The organism is Finegoldia magna ATCC 53516 (genome assembly GCF_000159695.1).
GTDB classification, from domain to species: Bacteria; Bacillota; Clostridia; order Tissierellales; family Peptoniphilaceae; genus Finegoldia; species Finegoldia magna_F.
In genome coordinates this window covers 1,099,222-1,118,287 of the sequence record NZ_CM000955.1, presented here as the reverse complement: position 1 = coordinate 1,118,287, position 19,066 = coordinate 1,099,222, and the positions used below count along the sequence as shown (strand labels likewise).

Here is a 19,066-nt window from a genome sequence, read left to right as displayed (position 1 = left end):
GGAGAGAAGATGAAAATACAATTAGAGAGATTTGACGATAAGCACAAGGAAAAGATATGGAGAGATGGATTTTGCGAAGAATCACCCGAGTGGAACAAGTTCAACGGACCGTATTTTGAAGATTATGTTCATTATGAAAGCTTAGAGTCATTTGAAAAATCTGGTATTTGGAAATATCTTCAACAACCCAATTGCAGAGCTATATTAGTAGATAGTGTTGTCGTTGGTATGGTATCTCAAAATTGGGTTGATGAGAAAACTAGATGGATGGAGATAGGGATTGTGATTTACGACGAAAATTACTGGAACAAATCCATAGGAACAAAAGCCCTCAAATTGTGGACAAGCGAAGTGTTCAATGATAATCCACAAATCGAACATCTAGGACTGACTACTTTTAGCGGCAATCCACGAATGATGAAGGCTGCAGAAAAAATCGGATTCATACAAGAGGCAAGAATCAGGAAAGTTCGATATTGGAACGGCACATATTACGACAGTATGAAATACGGTGTTACACGTGAAGAGTGGGAAAAATTATCTCAGAAATGAAAATATCTTGTTAATTCAAAAATTTAACTCAAAAAAATAATCAATAAACACAAAGATCTTCCGAACTCTTATTGGTTTGCCAATAATAATGTTGGAGGATTTTTTTAACGAAATAGTCTAAAAATGATTGATTAATAATAGAATATGGGTATAATTAGTCTAACAATAGTTTGTGATTTTTAGACTATTTAATTTAGGGGGGTATTTATGAATCAATTAAACATATTTGATACTGGCACAAATATTGAAAAGTTGAGAATTCTTGATGGAAATGGTAAAAAAACTGAATCAGGTACGAAGCACAAGATATATCATGTTGAGCTCAAAGATATTAGCTATAAAGATGTGGAGGAGCTGTTTTTCGGATTCAATGAAATCAGGGCTATTACTTTTTCCTATGACATCAAATTTGTAAATAAAATCATGAAGATGTTTGATTATGGAGAAATTATCCTTGGCGGAAGGTTCATGACTAGACGAGACAGCGAACTTCATGAGATTACATCAGAAGCTCATTTACTTGCAGAAAACATGGTATTGTCAGAAATGGCAGCTGATGCTGTGAGGTCAGAAAAAGATTTGGTACAAATGATGAAAGAAGAGTCTTTGTTAATAAAATCTCCTAAGTATGTTATAGATCACAGAAAAATCTACCTTCTTAAATCAGATGATGGACGAACGAGAGTAATCAAAGGCTCTGCTAATATGACAAGAAGAGCTTGGTCGGGCGATCAGCTGGAAATTTATGAGGTGGACGACACTTTTGAAGCGTACGTTGCCTATGCGCAAGATTTTGAAACAGCGTGGAGTCTGTCAGATGACATACCAGAAGATGTGGTAGCATCGAAAAAAACTGATAATCCAGAAAAAGATATTCCTATAATCAAACAAGCACTGAAAACGCAAAAAACAATTGTCCTAGAACAACCAAAAAATAGTGGAGAAGTTTACGAAAAAATCAAATACACTATCGATGCGGACAAGATTATGGAGAAGAACAAAGAACTTGTACGAAATTTAAATACAAACTCGAAAAATGGATACATTGAAATACTTCCGAATATTATCAAAAAAATCAGCGTCAACGCAAAAAGACTCCAAAGAAAAAAGATAGATGTCAAAGAAATACAAAAAGATTATCCGAAATTAACCTTCAACTTCGACACTAAAGAAGCTTTTTTGGATGGAGAATCACTAGATCTCAATCCCGAAAAAGAAGATGTAAAAAATGATATCGACTTATTATTTGAAGCTTTTGATAATTACAAGAAAGATTTCGTTGGAGATGTGGACAAAGTTAGAGATTCCCACTACAAGCTTTTAAATATTTTGTTTTCTTCACCGTTTCACGCAAAAATAAGATGTATAGCTGACATAAAAAACATCCCGACATCAAGCCTACCATTATATACATTATTAGCATCCAAAGGTTCCAATACAGGGAAAAGTTTTATGACAGAATTTATTCTAAAATTAATGACCAATAAACAGCTAAAAGCATTCTCTGTTAAAACAGCACCTACAAAAGACATTGATGCCATGCTCGAGATTTACAAGGGAGTTCCGATTTTTATTGATGAAATAGACGGACCATATTACGCAAGGCTTAAAGAAAAAATCAAAAATAGTCACCAATGCGAAATCATCCAAAGAGAAGAACAACCATTGATTATATTTGCAAGTAATAGCGTGAGTGACCCAGAAGAACCAGAACGAAAGAGAATGCCGTTTTTGAGATATAATGCTGGACTTAGAACTGACATAGACCCATTGTCCTACGATGGAATTAGCAAGAACATGAAAATCAAAGCGACAAACTCCTTATACAGAGAATATCTTAGAAGGATGATTACAGAAGTGGACAAGCTTATCGACTACATGATCAAATCAAATGATATCGCCGATGATTACTATCCTGACATGATGCAAATCTCATCCAAAACTTTAATAAATATATTCAAAGAATTTGGCTATGATCTTCCAGATTATGCAAGAGAACTCAATTGGAATGATGATTTTTCATATCATGCAAAATACATTTCCAAAGATGCCATAGAAGGAATTAGGAAACTATGGGAAAATGAACCCAAATGCTTTATAATTAAAACAAATGTTATAATGATAACATCAGGAACCGACAAAGGGTCTAGGAAAATACTCGAAAGCTGGACAAATTCTCTTCCTGTTGAATTTGAAGCGAAGTATTCAGACAAGAAAGATATGTCCCAAATTACAGTGAATAGATTGGAACTGGAACAAGCATTGGGTTTTAGATTCAATAAGTTTGTCAAGTTTTTTAGGAGGTAGTAGAGGTGATAATGTACATTTACACCAAAACAACAGAAGATATTTCTATTTTTGAAGACATTATGGAAATTATTCACAAAAAAGATTCGAAAATATGTGTAAGTGTCGAACACATGAGAAGCTTTCAGGAATTAGAAAAGATAAAAAACGAGATGATAAATGATGATATTTTAATTATCGGAAGCTTAAAATCACTCGGAATAAACGAAAAAGACATCGCCAATTCTCTTAAATATTTTATTGAAAACGGGAAATATCTCGTTGTTTCTAATATAGAATCCACCTATAAATACGGTGTATCTCAGCCTATGAATAAAGCTATTCTAAGCACAATATTAGATTCTGTTCTCTTAAACAACAAAAACATTATCGAGCTTCCTAGAAATAGAAAGATCAACTCAGGAAGAAATAAAATTGATTTTCCAAATAATTGGGAAGAATTGTATGAGAATTGGGAAAATAATAACATTTCCTCAAAGGAATTCTTGGATAAATCTGGATTAAAAAAAGCCACGTTTTATAATATGATTACTGAATACAAAGAAATCCTGAAAGCTAATGAAGCTTTTGTCAAAAAATATAGATTAGGATAGGATGACAATGGCACGATAATTGAGATTATAATCAATGGAAATATAGAAATAATAAAAATAAAATCGATTAACAAAGGAGCATAACATGAACTAAAAAGAAAAAATATTAGAATCATGGATTATGGTGGAGCATTTATCGGAGGGAGATATCAATTTAGGAGACACTAAACTTTTAACTTTTCAATATCTCAAGAATGATGATTTCTATGATTTATTTAATAAAAGAATCAAATATCTTAATCTTGAACCAGATCGAAAAGGCGGAATAGTTGTATATTTTGATATTTTTAAATTCACGGAAGTAATCGATTTTTTGAGAGATAAATTCAATCTTCCCGTATCTAATCAAGAAATCACATTGGGAAACAAATTTTCATTCGCATTGTATTTCGATAAAGATTTGAAACTAAGCTCTGATATGACTTTTTTGACGGAAAGTTCTTACATTAGAAACTTTCACACAATTCCTTCAGAAAAAGAGTTCAAAGAGTTTGAGGAAGATTTTAGCAAAAAAATCCAAGAAATATTTGACTGTCCAGAAGATGAACCATACAAAGAATGGTTTAATAAGGCTATTTTAAACATCTTACAAACTAATAAAATAGACATTAATAACTGCAGGATGAAACCTTTGAAAAACTTGGAGACCGATGCAACTAATCTACACTCGTTTTTCGTTAATGATTTGCAAAAAGCAAAATCTGTTCAATCAAAAAACTTGAATGATTATTTGATGGGAAACAGTTCAGTCAGAAAGAATTTGGATAGTAGAAGCACATCTCCTAAGTTTAACAGGCATATTTTTGTAGATATTTTGCAGCCCAAAAACTATCCATTGTCAAGGTTTCCAAGAAATATACAATATGCACCATATTTCATGCAGCAAGTCGCTATCAATTTGTCAATAGGATACGATTCTAATAATATGAGAAGTGTGAATGGGCCTCCTGGAACAGGGAAAACTACACTTTTAAGAGATGTTTTCTCGGAATTACTGGTAAAACAATCATATGAAATTATACAATTAAAAAACAAAAAAATCGCTGGTAATGATGAGACTGTTTATTGGGAAAGTGGGTCGTACAAGGCTTCAATTGGTGTGCTACCATCTCAAATAGCAGAAAATGGAATTATTGTTGCAAGTTCTAACAATGGCGCTTTAAAAAACATTGTAGATGAACTTCCGCTAATATCTGAAATTGATGAATCATTGGTTAAAGATTTAAAAAAAATAGATTATTTTAAAGATATCTCAAACTCTAAAGTTTCAACAATATGGGTCGAAGAAAATGATAAAAAGATCGAAAAGTTAGAATCTGAAAAAAACTCAGAGGAAAATTTTTGGGGATTGATTTCTCTTGAAGGTGGAAGATCAGAAAATATGTATTATATAATCACAGCGTTAAAGCATGTGATAGAAGATTTAAAAACTAATTACATTTCAAATGATAATGTCTACAATGAATTTGAAAGGAAGTACAAGGAAGCATTGTCTTATAGAGACAAAAGGCAAAAATTATCGGACAAAATTTTCTCTGTTGATAGATTTGAGTACGAACTATTAAATAAAAAATCGGACTTCATAAAAAATGTAGAATTTAGAAAAAATGAATTGAGTAGTTTTGTAAAAGAGATTAATGTGAAATTAAAGGAATTATCTTCTAATAAGAATCAACTGGTTCAAAAAGTTGATGAATTGAACAAGGCATCGTCAAATATAAGTGAAGATAAGAAAATGATTGAAAATAGCATTGATGTTTTGAAATTACAGAAACCGGGATTTTTCCAATTTAGTAGAAAAAAATCATATGATGAACAGATGAGAAAATATTCCGACGAGTTGCTAAAAATATTAGACAAAGAAAGATCTACAAAATCAATGCTAGATGATTTTGTAGAAGAGTTAAAAGTCGTTGAATATCAAATTTCGTATGGAAATAAGCTTGTAGAAGATAAAAAATCACAGATTGTACAAGCAACTCAAAAAGAGGATTACGAAATAAAAAAATTAGAAGCAAAAATTAGAGATCTGAAGGATGTATCTGTAAATACAGATGTCAATGTCTTGGATTTTTCATTGTCATATGATGACTTACAAATGAGCAATCCTTGGTTTGACGAAGAGTATCGTAGAATTCAGTCAGAATTGTTCATAAGTGCATTGAAAGTTCGAAAACAATTCTTGTATGAAAATATCAAAAATATTGAAGCTGCAACTAGAATATGGAGCAAACAACAAAATTACTTGGACAAAAACATCGTTATACAACAAGCTTGGAACTGGATAAACATGGTAGTTCCAGTTATAAGTTCCACATTTGCAAGTATGGGAAGGATGTTTTCAAATATTCAAGCAAATTCTCTTGGACATTTGTTTATTGACGAAGCTGGTTAAGCTTTGCCACAAGCAAGTGTAGGAGCAATATTTAGATGTAAGCACGTAATGGCAGTTGGAGATCCAGCACAAATCAAACCAGTCCTAACACTAGATTCATATATACTAAGCTTGTTGGGACGAAATTATGAAGTTGGCGAAGCTTATTTATCAGAAGATGCATCAACACAGACACTTATTGACAGCGTTAGTCAATATGGATTTTACAAAAATTTGAATAATCCTGAAGATTGGATAGGAATTCCATTATGGGTGCATAGACGTTGCAAATATCCAATGTTCAACATTTCAAACGAGATTTCCTACGGTGGAAACATGGTTCAAGGCAATAAATCAGATGGAAAAGCAGAGTGGTATGATGTCGGTGGATCTGCAGATAATAAATATGTGAAAGAGCAAGGAGATTTATTAGTTCAAAAAATCAGAGAATTATCAGAACATAACAAAGATATTTTAGATAAATCCAAGAAAGACCAAGTCTATGTAATATCTCCATTTAAAAATGTTGCGGATAATTTATCCAGAAAACTCGCAGCAGATCTTAAATTCACGAGATACGATAGCAAATCCAGCCCTACAAATGTGGGAACTGTACACACATTCCAAGGAAAAGAAGCACCAATAGTATTCTTGGTTTTAGGTGCAGATGAAAAGAGCAAAGGGGCTGCAAATTGGGCAATGGGCTCAGAAAATCCTAACATAATGAACGTATCAGCAACCAGAGCCAAAAAAGAGTTTTATATAATTGGCGACAAAAAGTTGTATTCGAATTTGGGCAGTGATGTTATAAATAAAACGATAAACGAAATTAGAAAATTTAACTCAAAAAATAATCAATAACCAACCTAAAAATCTCCCGAAAAACTCGGGAGATTTTCACATTATATCCTTAAATTTTATAATCTTTGTGAAGTCTTAGTATTTCGACAAGCATACCGTCACGATATTTTGCAAGAGTTTCGTGAGTGTTGCCAATGTCCGCCGGTCTGTTTTTGATTGCTTCGTGAACTCCGTCGACTGTTTTCTTCTTAATCTCGTCTGTGAATTTGGTCCATGTAGCGGCATCTTCTAGCCAAGTTTCCATGGAAGGGCCGATGTGATCGAGAAGACCCTGAAGTCCATGGTCTCCTCCTCCAAGTTCAAATATTTGTCCAGGACCCATGATTGCCCATCTAATTGCAGGGCCAAATGTCAACGCAGTTTCGCAATCTTCCATACTAACGACTCCCTTGTCCACCAAATCCATCATTTCACGAAGCACCACGGCTTGAAGCCTGTTTGCTATAAAACCTGGAACTTCATTTCTGATGATGATAGGTTTCTTGCCCAATCTAGTGAATAATTCACGAAGAGCGTTCGCGGTTTCTGGGTCTGATTTTTCTCCTTGTGAAATCTCAATCAGTGGAATCAAATGAGGTGGGTTGTAAGGGTGCGCTCCGAAAATTCTTTCGGGACGTTTGGCATCTTCTGCGATTTTAGTGACAAGTAGTCCCGATGTTGCAGAACACAAAACACAATCGTCCTTTGCGTATTTTTCAAAAACTTTCACGAATTCTTTTTTAACATCGTAGTGTTCTGGAATACACTCTTCCACAATATCTGCAAATTCAATCGCTTCTTGTTCGTTCGTAGTATATCTGATTCTTGATAAAATCGTTTCCTTATCCTCCGTAACGACCTTCTTCTCAATTAATTCGTCCACGTATCCTTCTATAATCTTCTTAGTCTTTGCTTCACTTTCCGGACTTCTGTTGTAACTTTTAACATCCATCTTGCCCATCGCAAAAAGCAAAGTAAACGATGAACCAATCACGCCACCGCCAATTACACAGGCTTTTTCAAAATTCTTCGCCATAAAATCCTCCTTTTGTTAAATCAGATATTTGCAATAACTTTCAATACTTATATACCCAAACAAAGTCCACAAAACACAAAAAGAGTAGCTCACATAAGCTACTCCCATAATTACTCTGCTATTTTCAAATTATATAATTTCACAAACATCCACACAATTCCAACGCCTAGAATAATGTGACCGATGCCAGAAGTTCCATCGATTGCCGCACGAATAATCACATCCGTTTCCTCACGAACCACTTCGTAAATTCCAATCACAACCATATTTACAATTGTGAACGTAAGACCTGTAAGATAAATTTCATAAGGTTTCTTCAGTGATTTTACATCGTTCATATCCTTTGCCAATAAATACATCAACAAACTAACGACAAATCCAAGAACCAAAGTGTGAACGTGGATTTTGCCAAGATGAGTTACATCGCTAAAACCGTAGAATTTCGTGAATTCACGATAGAACACACCACCTATAAGTCCCATAATCAAAAGCGTAATAGAATTTGCAAACAAATTATTAACGCCAAATTCACTCACAAAATGTTTGAAACCAAACCACACAATCAAGAAATATGCCACAGTTTTAGGCATCATTAAAGCTCCAATTGCAGGAACTTTATCGCTGAATAAAACAACAGGAACGTAGAATAAGAATGACAACAAAATCAAAATCCACATGTGCTTAAACGCAGGAACATCTTTCTTCTTGTATGACCACACAATCAACAGAATTCCCATAATCAAGAAAGGAATATTTCTGTAAATTCCAAACATATAATTTCCATTGGCAGTTCCCCAATTATTTTGTGGCAACAACACAAGAACAACCCTCAAAGCCGCCAAACCATAAATAATCCATTTTTTAGAATTGTCAGTATCATTACTTTGCGAACGATAATAATGATAATAAAGCACATAGAAAATTGTCATTGTAATGCTAGTCACAAACTGACCCCATGATAAAGCGGATGCGTGAGCCTCAAAACCTCCTGGACTCAAATGAGAAATCACCCTTGGAAGTAAATGAAAACCATCACCAACTCCAAGCACAATCGCCATTATACCAAATAATTTTGCGCCCTTGTTTTTCTCCAACAATAATCTAACACCAAGAGCCACCAAAACTGACAAATAAATTACATCAAATAAACTCTCAAAAATCTTCATTTTTGATCCCTTCCTTTAACCAATTAATATGCAGACGATACTTTTGTAGAAAAATATCCCTAGACCAACCTTCCTTGAAATTTCTCTCAATCAAACTGTGAACAGTAGCCTTCATAAAATACACAAGCTCCAGCTTATTACCTCCCGTATCATTTTGAAAAATCTCATAATATTCCTTCTTCTTAGCCTTCCAGCTATCTTCCAACTCGCTATTCCAATACAAATACCTAAACTTGTACAAATCATACTCTCCATCTTCAAAAATCAGATCACATACCTCATCGCCAAACACATCCAACGCCTTCAACACATCATTGTTATTTTGCCTTAGCACAGACATAAAAAGCAAATGAACATCCTTCGTTTCCTTATCCAAAATGTAGAAGTAGCTATCCTTTAAATCATCAAAATATTGATAGAAACTTCCGCGTGCAATCGACAACCTATCCACAATATTTTTTACATTGCAATCTTTGAACGGCTTCGAGGAAAACTCGTCTTTCAGAACCTTATCAATCAAATTTTTCTTATCTTCACTCAAATTATAAAAAGTTTGCTTCGGCATATAATCACTCCTCAAATAAAATGACACTCTGTCATAATTAAATTATATGTGACACAGTGTCATTAGTCAAGATGAAATATGAAAATTTAGATTTTTCAATTTGGATTTTATTTTTCATTAAATTTAATCAAAAATCAATACAATTTCCCCCAAAAAATGTAATTTGTTAACGTTTGTGATATAATAAAAATAACTAAAAATTTCCAGGAGGGAAGCAATGAGTAAAGCTAAATTTGAAAGAAATAAACCACACGTAAACATTGGTACAATCGGTCACGTTGACCACGGTAAAACAACTTTAACTGCAGCAATCACACTTGTATTAAACAAGAGAATGGGCTCAGGAGAATTCGTAGACTACGCTAACATCGACAAAGCACCAGAAGAAAGAGAAAGAGGAATCACAATCAACACTTCTCACGTAGAATATGAAACAGAAAAAAGACACTACGCACACGTAGACTGTCCAGGCCACGCTGACTACGTTAAAAACATGATCACAGGAGCAGCACAAATGGACGGAGCAATCCTAGTAGTAAGTGCAGCAGACGGTCCAATGCCACAAACAAGAGAACACATCTTGTTAGCTAGACAAGTAGGCGTACCAAAAATCGCAGTATTCTTAAACAAAGAAGACCAAGTAGACGATCCAGAACTAATCGAATTAGTTGAAATGGAAGTACGTGATCTATTAAACGAATACGAATACGAAGGAGACGACACACCAATCGTAGTAGGATCAGCATTAAAAGCATTAGAAGATCCAGACGGAGAATGGGGAGACAAAATCATGAAATTGATGGAAGAAGTAGACGAATGGATTCCATCACCAGTAAGAGACGTAGACCACCCATTCCTAATGCCAGTAGAAGACATCTTCACAATCACAGGACGTGGAACAGTAGCTACAGGTAGAGTAGAAAGAGGAAAAGTAAAAGTTGGTGACAACGTAGAAATCGTAGGACTAACTGAAGAAAAAAGAACAGTAGTAGTAACAGGTGTAGAAATGTTCAGAAAACAACTTGACGAAGCAGAAGCAGGGGACAACATCGGAGCATTACTAAGAGGTGTACAAAGAGAAGACATCGAAAGAGGACAAGTACTAGCAGCACCTGGAACAATCCACCCACACACAAAATTTGAAGCAGAAGTATACGTATTAACAAAAGACGAAGGTGGAAGACACACACCATTCTTCTCAGGATACAGACCACAATTCTACTTCAGAACAACAGATGTAACAGGAAACATCGAACTAGAAGAAGGCGTAGAAATGGTAATGCCAGGAGATAACGCAAAATTCATAATCGAATTAATCACTCCAATCGCAATCGAAGAAGGATTAAGATTTGCCATCAGAGAAGGCGGAAGAACAGTAGGAGCAGGCGTTGTTTCTAAAATTATAGAATAATTAAACCTTATTTAAGGTAGATAAATTTGACAAGCTGAGCATCCGTTTTTAATGGATGCTCTCATTTTTTAAAGGAGGATTTTATGAACGATTTAACAAAATTGTTGTTTGATTATTTTAAGGATAACGATATAGACCCAAACAAAGTTGCAAATATGATTGAAGATGCAAAAATCAATGTGCTTGATGAAATGTTCGGAGAAGAAGGAGAATGGGTGCTAAAAAAACTTGGCAATGTTGAAAGCTTTGACAAGGAAAAAATCTTCCATTCAATAGCCCAAACATCCGATTCTGCTGGAGCAAAGATGAACTCTTCTGATGTGAACATTATCGTTGAAGATGTTTTGAAGAAAATGAAATCCATCAAGAGAAACGTATATCCAACAAAAGAAATCAGAGGATATGTTGAAGAAGCATTGGAAGAAGAAGGCTACAAAAAAGTATTGGAAGAATATAAAAACAACTAACGAGAGGCATAAATGAACACGAAAATTTTGAAAAAAGTTTTGGCATCAACGCTTGCGATTTCTATGGTACTACCAATTGGCGTTGCAAATGCTGACAAACAAAACACGCAACAAGAAACGAAATCGCAACAAGTTACAAGAATTTCTGGCAAGGATAGAATCACAACATCTGTAGAAATATCCAAATCAGCATACACTACATCAGAAAATGTCGTACTTGCGAGTGGATTCAACTTCGCAGATGCACTATCAGCAGGACAATTAGCATCAGCACTTGACGCGCCACTTTTATTATCATCACAAAATAAACTTGATTCACAAACAAAAAGCGAAATCCAACGTTTGAAAGCGAAGAAAGTTTATGTTGTAGGTGGAGACAATGCAATCAGCAAAAATGGAATTGACACAACATTAAAATCAGAAAACATTGACGTAACAAGACTTGAAGGACAAGACAGATATTCAACATCCCAAAAAGTAATGGAAAAAACAAAAGAAATCATCAACCCAGAATATTTGTTGATAGCAAGTGGCAAGAACTTTCCGGATGCACTAGCAGCGACATCATTTTTTGTAAATCACAAATCAGTAATGGTATTAAGTGACGGGCTAACTTATCCACAATCAAATCTACAAGAAATCGCAATCGGTGGAGTTAACCAACTACCACTAAAAGGCTTTAATGGAAAAAGAGTTTCTGGAAAAGACAGATACGAAACAGCACTACAAATCGCAAAACTTTCATTCGACAAGAATAACAACGCAATCCTTGCAAGTGGACAAGTATTCGCAGATAGCTTGTCAGCAGTAAGCTTAACTAAAAAACACAACGCACCAATCATACTTACACAATCAAATTATTTGACAGAAAATGCCAAGAAGTATTTGAACGACAAGAACGTGTTAATAGTCGGTGGAGAAAAGACCGTTGTGAATGATATTTTGACTAGGAAAAAACCTGCTGTAAAGAAAGAAGACAAGAATTTACACACAAAAACTGGAGAATATTCTTCAACACTAATACAGCAAAAACTATCAAAATCAGAATCGAGAAATTATAACCAAGCTTACGATGTTAAAATCAAGGGTGATTATCTGATAGTTTCTGGACATATGAAATACGTTAAAGACATCAATTCTTTTTCTGGCGGTAATCCTATAGGTGAAAGTGCAACTCATACTTTTAAAATTACAAACAAAACAGAGTTTACAGGAAACAGTGGACAAGCTCGTACAAGTTATTACACACCAGAAGGTTTTATCAAATACTATAATAGAGTTGGTAATGTAGGATTGGCACTATCTATTATTGTTGAAAATGGAGTAGTTACAAAAGTTGGAATATATTCATAAAACTTTAAACACAAGAGTGCAGATTTTTCTGCACTCTTTTTTGTAAGAAGAAAACCCCCAGTTAGACTGGGGGTTCAGTATAGCTTTAGCGATGAAAAACCAACAAAAAACCTCCTATGATATATAATTAAATTGTAGTTCGCCAACTGCAATAAAAAATATCAAGGAGGTAAGAAAATGTCATCAATAAATGACAAACATAGTTTATCACATACAAAATGGAACTGTAAATACCATATAGTATTTGCACCGAAATATAGGAGAAAAGAATTTTACGGAAGCAAAAGATTAGAAATAGGACAAATACTTCGAGAATTATGTAGCTGGAAAGAAGTAAACATAATAGAAGCTGAAGTATGCCCAGATCATATTCATATGTTAGTAGAAATACCACCGAAACTATCAGTATCAAGTTTTATGGGATTTTTAAAAGGAAAGAGTAGCATAATGATATATGAAAGATGGGGAAGCTTAAAATATAAATACAGAGGAAGACAGTTTTGGTGTAGAGGATATTATGTAGACACAGCAGGTAAAAATGCAAAAGCAATCCAAGAATATATCCAAAACCAATTAAAACAAGACCAGTTAAGTGAACAACTAACATTTGATGTAGTTGACCCTTTTAAAGGGTAGCAAGTAGAGGTTGCAAGTGGCGGACTAACCAACGCCATTGAGGCGTGGCTGGTAATACAGGCCCTTTGGGCCGCATGAGAAAAACCCCCGGCTACGCCGGGGGATGATTTTTAATAAAATTATATATTAAAAAATCTCAAATAGTGTATAATAATATTAAATATCAAAGGAGGAGTTTATGAATAAAACGAAAAACAAAAGTGTGTGGACACTCATCATTGGAGTGGTGTGTCTTGTCATTGCTTTTATATTGAAGGATTTTGAGTTTGGCTTTTTGGGAAATTTGAGGCCAATAGGTTTTGTGACGATATATATTTGTCCGATTGTAGGGATAATTGGAATTGTGTTTTCCTTGATTGAAAAAAGCGTTGCGAGAGCTTTGCTGAACTTTTTGTTGGTATTAGCTTTCCCAATAATAATGCTTGTTGGGCATTTATTTATTAAATAATAAAAATCTAAAAATAATTCGTTAGAAATTTTAATTTATTATGGTATCATAATAATATATTAAATTATCGGAGGAGAAAATGTTTATTAAAAATTTGAAAAAATTGACGGTAGCCGCATTGGCTGTTGTGTGTATGATTCCAGCTGGTGTGTCGAGCGCGAATGTTGAAAATGTGTCGAGAATTGCAGGAGAAGACAGGATTGCAACTTCTATTGAAATTTCAAAAGCGATGTTCAATGAATCGGATAATGTTGTGCTTGCTAGTGGATTTAACTTTGCGGATGCTTTGTCGGCGGGTCAACTTGCCGCGGCGTTAAATGCGCCACTTATTTTGTCAAATGATCAATTGGACAGTAGAACTAGCGATGAAATTGCTAAGTTAAAGCCAAAAAACATGTACATTGTTGGTGGCGAAAATGCGTTGGGCTCAGATATTGAAGAATCCGTAAAATCTGTTGTAAATGATATTAACATTGAAAGACTTAAAGGCAACGACAGATACGAAACTTCAGTGAAGGTTATGGAAAAAACTAAAGAGTTTGTCGATGCAGAATATTTATTGATAGCAAGTGGCAAAAACTTCCCTGATGCTCTTAGCGCTACTAGTTTCATGGCAGATCACAAGGCATTGATGGTTCTTAGTGATGGTAATTCTTATCCGAAATCCGATTTACAAGAAATCGCAATTGGTGGAGTTAACCAACTTCCTTTGAATGGTTTTACTGGTGAAAGAATTGCTGGAAATGACAGATACCAAACAGCGTTGGCTATAGCAAGACGTTCATTTGAAAATAATGAAAATGCTATATTGGCAAATTCAAAAGTTTTTGCAGATAGTTTGTCAGCAGTAAGCGTTGCTAAAAATTACAAGGCGCCTATTATTTTGACTGACAATGAAAATTTGACACAATCAACTAAGAGTTATCTAGAAAATATGAATTCTGTAACTATTATTGGTGGAGAAAAGTCTGTATCGAGCAATATATTTTCTAATCCTACTGCTGAAGAAGTAAATGAGATGAAAAGACTTGAAAATGAAAAAAAAGCCAGGGAAGAACAAGCTAGAAAGCAAAGGGAATTAGAACTTAAAAAGCAAGAACAAGCCAAAAAAGAAGCTTCAAAGCCAACAAAACCTAACTACATTTACCAAGATGGATACGGCCCTGTAGGCGAAGGCAGAATTAAAGGAAATATGAATTCGATGATTTATCATCTTCCTGGACAAAGAGACTACAACAAGATTAAACCAAGTCATATAAGATATTTTAGAACAGAAAAAGAAGCTCGTGCTGCAGGTTTCAGAAGAGCTTTAAGATAACATAGAATGCTTCGTCATCGACGGGGCATTTTTTATTTGCAAACTAATCTCATTTGGGTATATATATCTAAGGGAGTGATAAAATGAGAATTTTGTATGCGATTAAAAATATGGAGATTTGCATCAACAGTGTTGGTGCGAGAATCGAATATTTTAAGATAGATGATGTGGATGTTATTGATGATTTGAAAATTTGCATTCCAAATTACGGTGTGGACAAGACTTTTCGTTATCCGACTGATGGTATTTTCGTAGATGAAGAATACGATGTGGTGAGTAAGTCTGAGGATATGTGTGTGCTTAGGTGTGTGCGTGATGGGATCGAAAGTTTTGTTGTGTATCAATTCACACCAGATTTTGTGAGTGTGAATGTAAATGTGATTAACAATTCTAACGACACAATTAAGATGAATCCTGCTGTTGTGATTGATTGGAAGAATGATTTGGATAATCAAAATATTGTGAGTGAGATTTCCGGATACAAATTAGAATCTACAAGTGATTTTGTCGATGGAAATTGTTCGTATTATGTGTCTAATTTGAACAAGGATTCAGTTGGTTCAAAGTTTGCTTTGAAAAGCGGTGAGAAATGTTCTATTTCTGCTAAGATTAGGATAGTTTCGTGATTTATCGCCATCGTGGGATATGAATTTCTGCGATATTTTATGATATAATAATATGATAACGGAGGTGGGATTATTAATACGATTGATTATAGATCTTTAATGAGAATTTCATTAAAAGCTCTGATGATTTATGTTGTGAGCTTGTTTGTATTTCCATTTGGATTTATTGTGTTGCCTTCTTATTTTATTAAGTTAGGATTGGAAAAAGATAACAGACTGGCTCTGATATCTTTCGGGATATTTTTTGTGTTGAGTTTGCTTGTGTCAAGCCCTATGATTGCGATTCCTATCGGATTGTACATAATTTTAGTGTTTTATTCGATTTTGAATTTAATAAGTGCGGGATTTTCTGACACACAAGCTATAACGATTAGTTTTGTGGGGATATGTGCGTTCGTTGTGTTGACGAATTTGCTTTTGAAATTAAACGCGGATATGTCGATTGCAGATGTGATTAGTACGAAGTTGAATGACTTCATGAAGGTTTTGAGTTCTGTGAAGATGGACGAAGAATTGATGAAGACTTTGACGGATTTGATGAATCAATCAACTAAGCTTATTGTAAAAGCTGTGTATGCGATTTTGGGAATTATCGCTTTTTACTCAAGTGTGTTGAATGTGTATATTCCACAAAAATCTAAGGAACATCAATTTCACGATTTCAGAATAGATATGAAATTCACAAGCGCAATTGTTGGATTGGTGTTGATTTCGGGAATAACTTATTTTGTGAACAGAGATTTGGGAAATTATTTGTTGTATAATTTGTCGATTTTCGGAATTTATTCATACTTATTGGGTGGGATTGCTTTGATGTTTTCATATTTGAAATCATTGTCGACGCCATTTAAGGTGTTGACTGTGTTGGTTTCTGTTGCAATTCAACCGTTTATTTATATTTTGGCAGTCTTGGGAGCTTTGAACAGCTTCAAGGATTTGAGAAAGAAGGAAAACAATGCAAGAGCTTAAATATTCACTGAAACATTTGATTGTGGAAGCAGTTTTGTTGGTGATACTTTCTGCGATTTTGTTTTATTTTCAAAATATCATAGGAACGTTGGCTTTTATCGCTTCGGCTTTTATGATTGTGGATCAATACACATACATCAACAAGAAAAACAAAAGGGTTGAGGACAAGATTATTAATCTTAACAACGAGTTTACAGATATTACTAAGAATGCTGTGTTCAAGGTTCCTTTTCCACTTTTGATTATCAACGATAAGAACAAAATCAGCTGGTTTAACACTTATTTTAAGGATTTGGCTGATGATGAGATTGAGATTTTTAACAATGAAATCGAAAAAATTCTGGATTTGAAGACTGTAAAAGACGACGAAGACCACTTGGATTATTACGAAACGCAAGTTGACGGCAAGTACTACAGATTTTATCCAGTGACGATAAAAGACAGTGAAGACAAGGATTTGACTTTGCTTTACGGTATCGACAACACTGCTTTTATGGATGTTGTGACGCTTTTGGACGAAAAAAGACTGGGACTTGTGGATATTTTCATCGACAATTACGACGAAGCGCGTAACAGCATCAAAGAAGAGGAAAGAACGAGGGTGTTTTCTGATGTGGAAAATATTATGCAAGATTTTGCCAGAGAACACAACGCGTTTATTAGAAAATACGAATCGGATAAATTCGTGATGATTGTCGAAAAGCACGAGCTTGAAAATATTATGCAACAAAAATTTTCGGTGTTGGATATGATTAAGGATATCAAGAATACTAACAATGTTCCCGTTACTTTGAGTATTGGGGCGTCGATTATTGGCGATAATCCTTACGAAATTCACGAAAAATCCAGATCATGCTTGGATGTTGCATTAGGTCGTGGTGGAGACCAAGCGGTGGTCGACACGGGCGAATTGAAATATTTCGGCGGCAAGAACAAGGCTGTTGAAAAACGTAACAAGGTTAAGGCAAGGGTTGTGTCACATGCGTTGAAGAAGCTTATCGAACAAAGCTCGAATGTGTTTATTATGGGACACAAAAACCCAGACATGGATTCTATCGGGTCTTGTTTGGGAATGTTAGAAGCGTGCAAGATTAACAACAAGGAATGCTACATTATTTTGAATGAGGTTGGTCCTCAAATCGAAAATATTTACAATGCGGTTTTTGAAGAAAAACCAGATTACAAGAAATATTTTGTGAAGAATGCATTTGCGAAGGAAAATTGCAACAGCAATAGTTTGGTGATTATTTGCGACAATCACAGGAGAAACTCTGTTGAGTGCCAAGAAATCATGGATATTTCTAAAAACATCGTTGTTATCGATCACCACAGAAGAAGTTCCGATTATATCAAGGAAACTTCGTTGACTTATTTGGAGCCTTACGCATCCAGTGCGTCTGAAATGGTGACGGAAGTGTTGTTCTATATGACAGAAAAGCTAGAAATACCAAAGGTTGTAGCAGAGGCATTACTTGCTGGAATAACTGTGGATACGAAGAATTTCTTCTATCAAACAGGTGTTAGAACTTTTGAAGCGGCATCTATTTTGAAAAGACAAGGCGCAGACAGTGTCAAAGTTAAGAAACTTTTCAAGGACGATGAGAGAACTATCAAACTCAAATCAGATGTTATCGCTTCATCGAAAATGTACAAGAACAATATCGCCATCGGAAGATTGGAAGAAGAAGTGGACGAATCCATTTTGGTTGCGGCACAATCAGCAGATGATTTGCTCAACATTTTGGGAGTGGAAGCTTCGTTTGTGTTGGCGAAAATAAAAGATAAAATCCATGTTAGTGCGAGAAGTTTGGGCAAGATTTCCGTGCAATTGATTTTGGAAAAAGTCGGAGGCGGAGGTCACCTTACAAGTGCAGGTGCGCAACTAGAATGCAGCATGGATGAAGCAGAAGAAAAGATAAAACAAGCAATTGATGAATATATCAAGGAGGATACGGATGAAAGTTATATTGACTAGTGATGTAGATAAGTTGGGAAAAGCTGGCGAAATGGTTAATGCAAAGACTGGCTTTGCGAGAAATTTCCTACTACCAAATAAATTAGCAGTACAAGCTACAAAAGAAAATATAAAAATTTGGGAAGAAAAACAAGCAGAACTAAGAGCGATTGAAAGAGAAAATATCAAAAACGCTAATGAATTAAAAGAAAAAATCGAAAATATAAAAGTTAAGATTATCGCCAAAACAGGTGAAGGCGACAGACTTTTCGGTTCAATCACTTCAATGGATATCGAAAAAGCATTAAAGGAGCAACACAGTTTGGATGTTGACAAGAAAAAAATCGAAATGAAAGACAACATCAAATCTTTGGGAACATTTAATGTTGTAGTTAAGGTATATCCTGATATTAACGCTAACTTAGAAGTAATTGTAGACAAGGAATAATTG

The 19,066-nt window shown here is 34.7% G+C and carries 18 protein-coding genes; 15 read left to right on the top strand and 3 right to left on the bottom strand.

Going from position 1 to position 19,066, the window contains the following annotated elements; translation table 11 throughout:
- The first annotated feature begins 9 nt into the window (after positions 1–9).
- The 5 genes from HMPREF0391_RS05155 (at position 10) to HMPREF0391_RS09600 (ending at position 6,687) form a co-directional block, all read left to right on the top strand.
- Positions 10–552 carry a GNAT family N-acetyltransferase gene (locus HMPREF0391_RS05155; RefSeq protein ID WP_002835863.1) on the top strand — a complete coding sequence of 181 codons (543 nt, stop codon included), beginning with the start codon at positions 10–12 and terminating at the stop codon, positions 550–552.
- Positions 553–759: 207 nt separating this feature from the next.
- Positions 760–2,859 (top strand): hypothetical protein, encoded by a 2,100-nt coding sequence (locus HMPREF0391_RS05150; RefSeq protein ID WP_002835862.1) that lies wholly within the window; start codon positions 760–762, stop codon positions 2,857–2,859.
- An 11-nt stretch (positions 2,860–2,870) separates the two neighbouring features.
- On the top strand, positions 2,871–3,452 hold the full coding sequence (locus tag HMPREF0391_RS05145) for a hypothetical protein (RefSeq protein ID WP_002835861.1): 582 nt from the start codon (positions 2,871–2,873) through the stop codon (positions 3,450–3,452).
- A 121-nt stretch (positions 3,453–3,573) separates the two neighbouring features.
- Positions 3,574–5,847, top strand: coding sequence for a DNA helicase (locus HMPREF0391_RS09335; protein WP_002835860.1), 2,274 nt, complete (start codon positions 3,574–3,576; stop codon positions 5,845–5,847).
- Positions 5,848–5,850: 3 nt separating this feature from the next.
- Positions 5,851–6,687 (top strand): DEAD/DEAH box helicase, encoded by an 837-nt coding sequence (locus HMPREF0391_RS09600; protein ID WP_230454517.1) that lies wholly within the window; start codon positions 5,851–5,853, stop codon positions 6,685–6,687.
- Between the two features lie 49 nt (positions 6,688–6,736).
- Here HMPREF0391_RS09600 and HMPREF0391_RS05135 read toward each other — a convergent pair whose 3' ends face one another.
- The 3 genes from HMPREF0391_RS05135 to HMPREF0391_RS05125 form a co-directional block, all read right to left on the bottom strand.
- Entirely contained in the window at positions 6,737–7,702 is a 966-nt protein-coding gene (locus tag HMPREF0391_RS05135; protein ID WP_002835858.1) for a 3-hydroxyacyl-CoA dehydrogenase family protein, read from the bottom strand.
- A 110-nt stretch (positions 7,703–7,812) separates the two neighbouring features.
- Positions 7,813–8,868: a DUF2871 domain-containing protein gene (locus HMPREF0391_RS05130; RefSeq protein WP_002835857.1), complete on the bottom strand. Its 1,056-nt coding sequence runs from the start codon at positions 8,866–8,868 to the stop codon at positions 7,813–7,815.
- A complete protein-coding gene (locus tag HMPREF0391_RS05125) occupies positions 8,855–9,433 on the bottom strand; it encodes a TetR/AcrR family transcriptional regulator (RefSeq protein ID WP_002835855.1) in 579 nt (192 codons plus the stop codon). The genes HMPREF0391_RS05130 and HMPREF0391_RS05125 overlap by 14 nt, the downstream gene beginning before the upstream one ends.
- 217 nt (positions 9,434–9,650) lie before the next feature.
- On the opposite strand from HMPREF0391_RS05125, the gene tuf reads away from it, so the two are divergent.
- From tuf to rplI, 10 genes are all read left to right on the top strand, one after another.
- Positions 9,651–10,844, top strand: coding sequence for an elongation factor Tu (tuf, locus tag HMPREF0391_RS05120; RefSeq protein WP_002835854.1), 1,194 nt, complete (start codon positions 9,651–9,653; stop codon positions 10,842–10,844).
- An 83-nt stretch (positions 10,845–10,927) separates the two neighbouring features.
- Positions 10,928–11,311 (top strand): ATP cone domain-containing protein, encoded by a 384-nt coding sequence (locus tag HMPREF0391_RS05115; RefSeq protein WP_002835853.1) that lies wholly within the window; start codon positions 10,928–10,930, stop codon positions 11,309–11,311.
- A 12-nt stretch (positions 11,312–11,323) separates the two neighbouring features.
- Positions 11,324–12,664, top strand: coding sequence for a cell wall-binding repeat-containing protein (locus HMPREF0391_RS05110; protein ID WP_002835852.1), 1,341 nt, complete (start codon positions 11,324–11,326; stop codon positions 12,662–12,664).
- A gap of 186 nt (positions 12,665–12,850) precedes the next feature.
- Positions 12,851–13,300: an IS200/IS605 family transposase gene (gene tnpA, locus HMPREF0391_RS05105; protein ID WP_110058007.1), complete on the top strand. Its 450-nt coding sequence runs from the start codon at positions 12,851–12,853 to the stop codon at positions 13,298–13,300.
- A gap of 178 nt (positions 13,301–13,478) precedes the next feature.
- Positions 13,479–13,748, top strand: a complete 270-nt coding sequence (locus HMPREF0391_RS05100; RefSeq protein ID WP_002835850.1) for a hypothetical protein — start codon at positions 13,479–13,481, stop codon at positions 13,746–13,748.
- Between the two features lie 79 nt (positions 13,749–13,827).
- Positions 13,828–15,066, top strand: coding sequence for a cell wall-binding repeat-containing protein (locus HMPREF0391_RS05095; protein WP_002835849.1), 1,239 nt, complete (start codon positions 13,828–13,830; stop codon positions 15,064–15,066).
- Between the two features lie 83 nt (positions 15,067–15,149).
- Positions 15,150–15,692: a hypothetical protein gene (locus HMPREF0391_RS05090; RefSeq protein WP_002835847.1), complete on the top strand. Its 543-nt coding sequence runs from the start codon at positions 15,150–15,152 to the stop codon at positions 15,690–15,692.
- A 99-nt stretch (positions 15,693–15,791) separates the two neighbouring features.
- A complete protein-coding gene (locus HMPREF0391_RS05085) occupies positions 15,792–16,661 on the top strand; it encodes a DUF2232 domain-containing protein (RefSeq protein WP_002835846.1) in 870 nt (289 codons plus the stop codon).
- The gene (locus HMPREF0391_RS05080; RefSeq protein ID WP_002835845.1) at positions 16,648–18,636 is read left to right on the top strand and encodes a DHH family phosphoesterase; all 1,989 of its coding nucleotides are present in this window, start codon (positions 16,648–16,650) and stop codon (positions 18,634–18,636) included. Before HMPREF0391_RS05085 ends, HMPREF0391_RS05080 begins: the two co-directional genes overlap by 14 nt.
- Positions 18,617–19,063, top strand: coding sequence for a 50S ribosomal protein L9 (rplI, locus tag HMPREF0391_RS05075; protein ID WP_002835844.1), 447 nt, complete (start codon positions 18,617–18,619; stop codon positions 19,061–19,063). Before HMPREF0391_RS05080 ends, rplI begins: the two co-directional genes overlap by 20 nt.
- Positions 19,064–19,066 lie beyond the last annotated feature (3 nt).

Bases quoted from the DNA above. Each gene is read 5' to 3' on its own strand.
- HMPREF0391_RS05085 (WP_002835846.1), top strand. From the start codon at position 15,792: ATGAGAATTTCATTAAAAGCTCTGATGATTTATGTTGTGAGCTTGTTT.
- HMPREF0391_RS05100 (WP_002835850.1), top strand. From the start codon at position 13,479: ATGAATAAAACGAAAAACAAAAGTGTGTGGACACTCATCATTGGAGTG.
- HMPREF0391_RS05125 (WP_002835855.1), bottom strand. From the start codon at position 9,433: ATGCCGAAGCAAACTTTTTATAATTTGAGTGAAGATAAGAAAAATTTG.
- HMPREF0391_RS05090 (WP_002835847.1), top strand. From the start codon at position 15,150: ATGAGAATTTTGTATGCGATTAAAAATATGGAGATTTGCATCAACAGT.
- HMPREF0391_RS05135 (WP_002835858.1), bottom strand. From the start codon at position 7,702: ATGGCGAAGAATTTTGAAAAAGCCTGTGTAATTGGCGGTGGCGTGATT.
- HMPREF0391_RS05080 (WP_002835845.1), top strand. From the start codon at position 16,648: ATGCAAGAGCTTAAATATTCACTGAAACATTTGATTGTGGAAGCAGTT.
- tuf (WP_002835854.1), top strand. From the start codon at position 9,651: ATGAGTAAAGCTAAATTTGAAAGAAATAAACCACACGTAAACATTGGT.
- rplI (WP_002835844.1), top strand. From the start codon at position 18,617: ATGAAAGTTATATTGACTAGTGATGTAGATAAGTTGGGAAAAGCTGGC.
- HMPREF0391_RS05115 (WP_002835853.1), top strand. From the start codon at position 10,928: ATGAACGATTTAACAAAATTGTTGTTTGATTATTTTAAGGATAACGAT.
- HMPREF0391_RS09335 (WP_002835860.1), top strand. From the start codon at position 3,574: ATGGTGGAGCATTTATCGGAGGGAGATATCAATTTAGGAGACACTAAA.
- HMPREF0391_RS05145 (WP_002835861.1), top strand. From the start codon at position 2,871: ATGTACATTTACACCAAAACAACAGAAGATATTTCTATTTTTGAAGAC.
- HMPREF0391_RS05095 (WP_002835849.1), top strand. From the start codon at position 13,828: ATGTTTATTAAAAATTTGAAAAAATTGACGGTAGCCGCATTGGCTGTT.
- HMPREF0391_RS05130 (WP_002835857.1), bottom strand. From the start codon at position 8,868: ATGAAGATTTTTGAGAGTTTATTTGATGTAATTTATTTGTCAGTTTTG.
- HMPREF0391_RS05150 (WP_002835862.1), top strand. From the start codon at position 760: ATGAATCAATTAAACATATTTGATACTGGCACAAATATTGAAAAGTTG.
- HMPREF0391_RS05155 (WP_002835863.1), top strand. From the start codon at position 10: ATGAAAATACAATTAGAGAGATTTGACGATAAGCACAAGGAAAAGATA.
- HMPREF0391_RS05110 (WP_002835852.1), top strand. From the start codon at position 11,324: ATGAACACGAAAATTTTGAAAAAAGTTTTGGCATCAACGCTTGCGATT.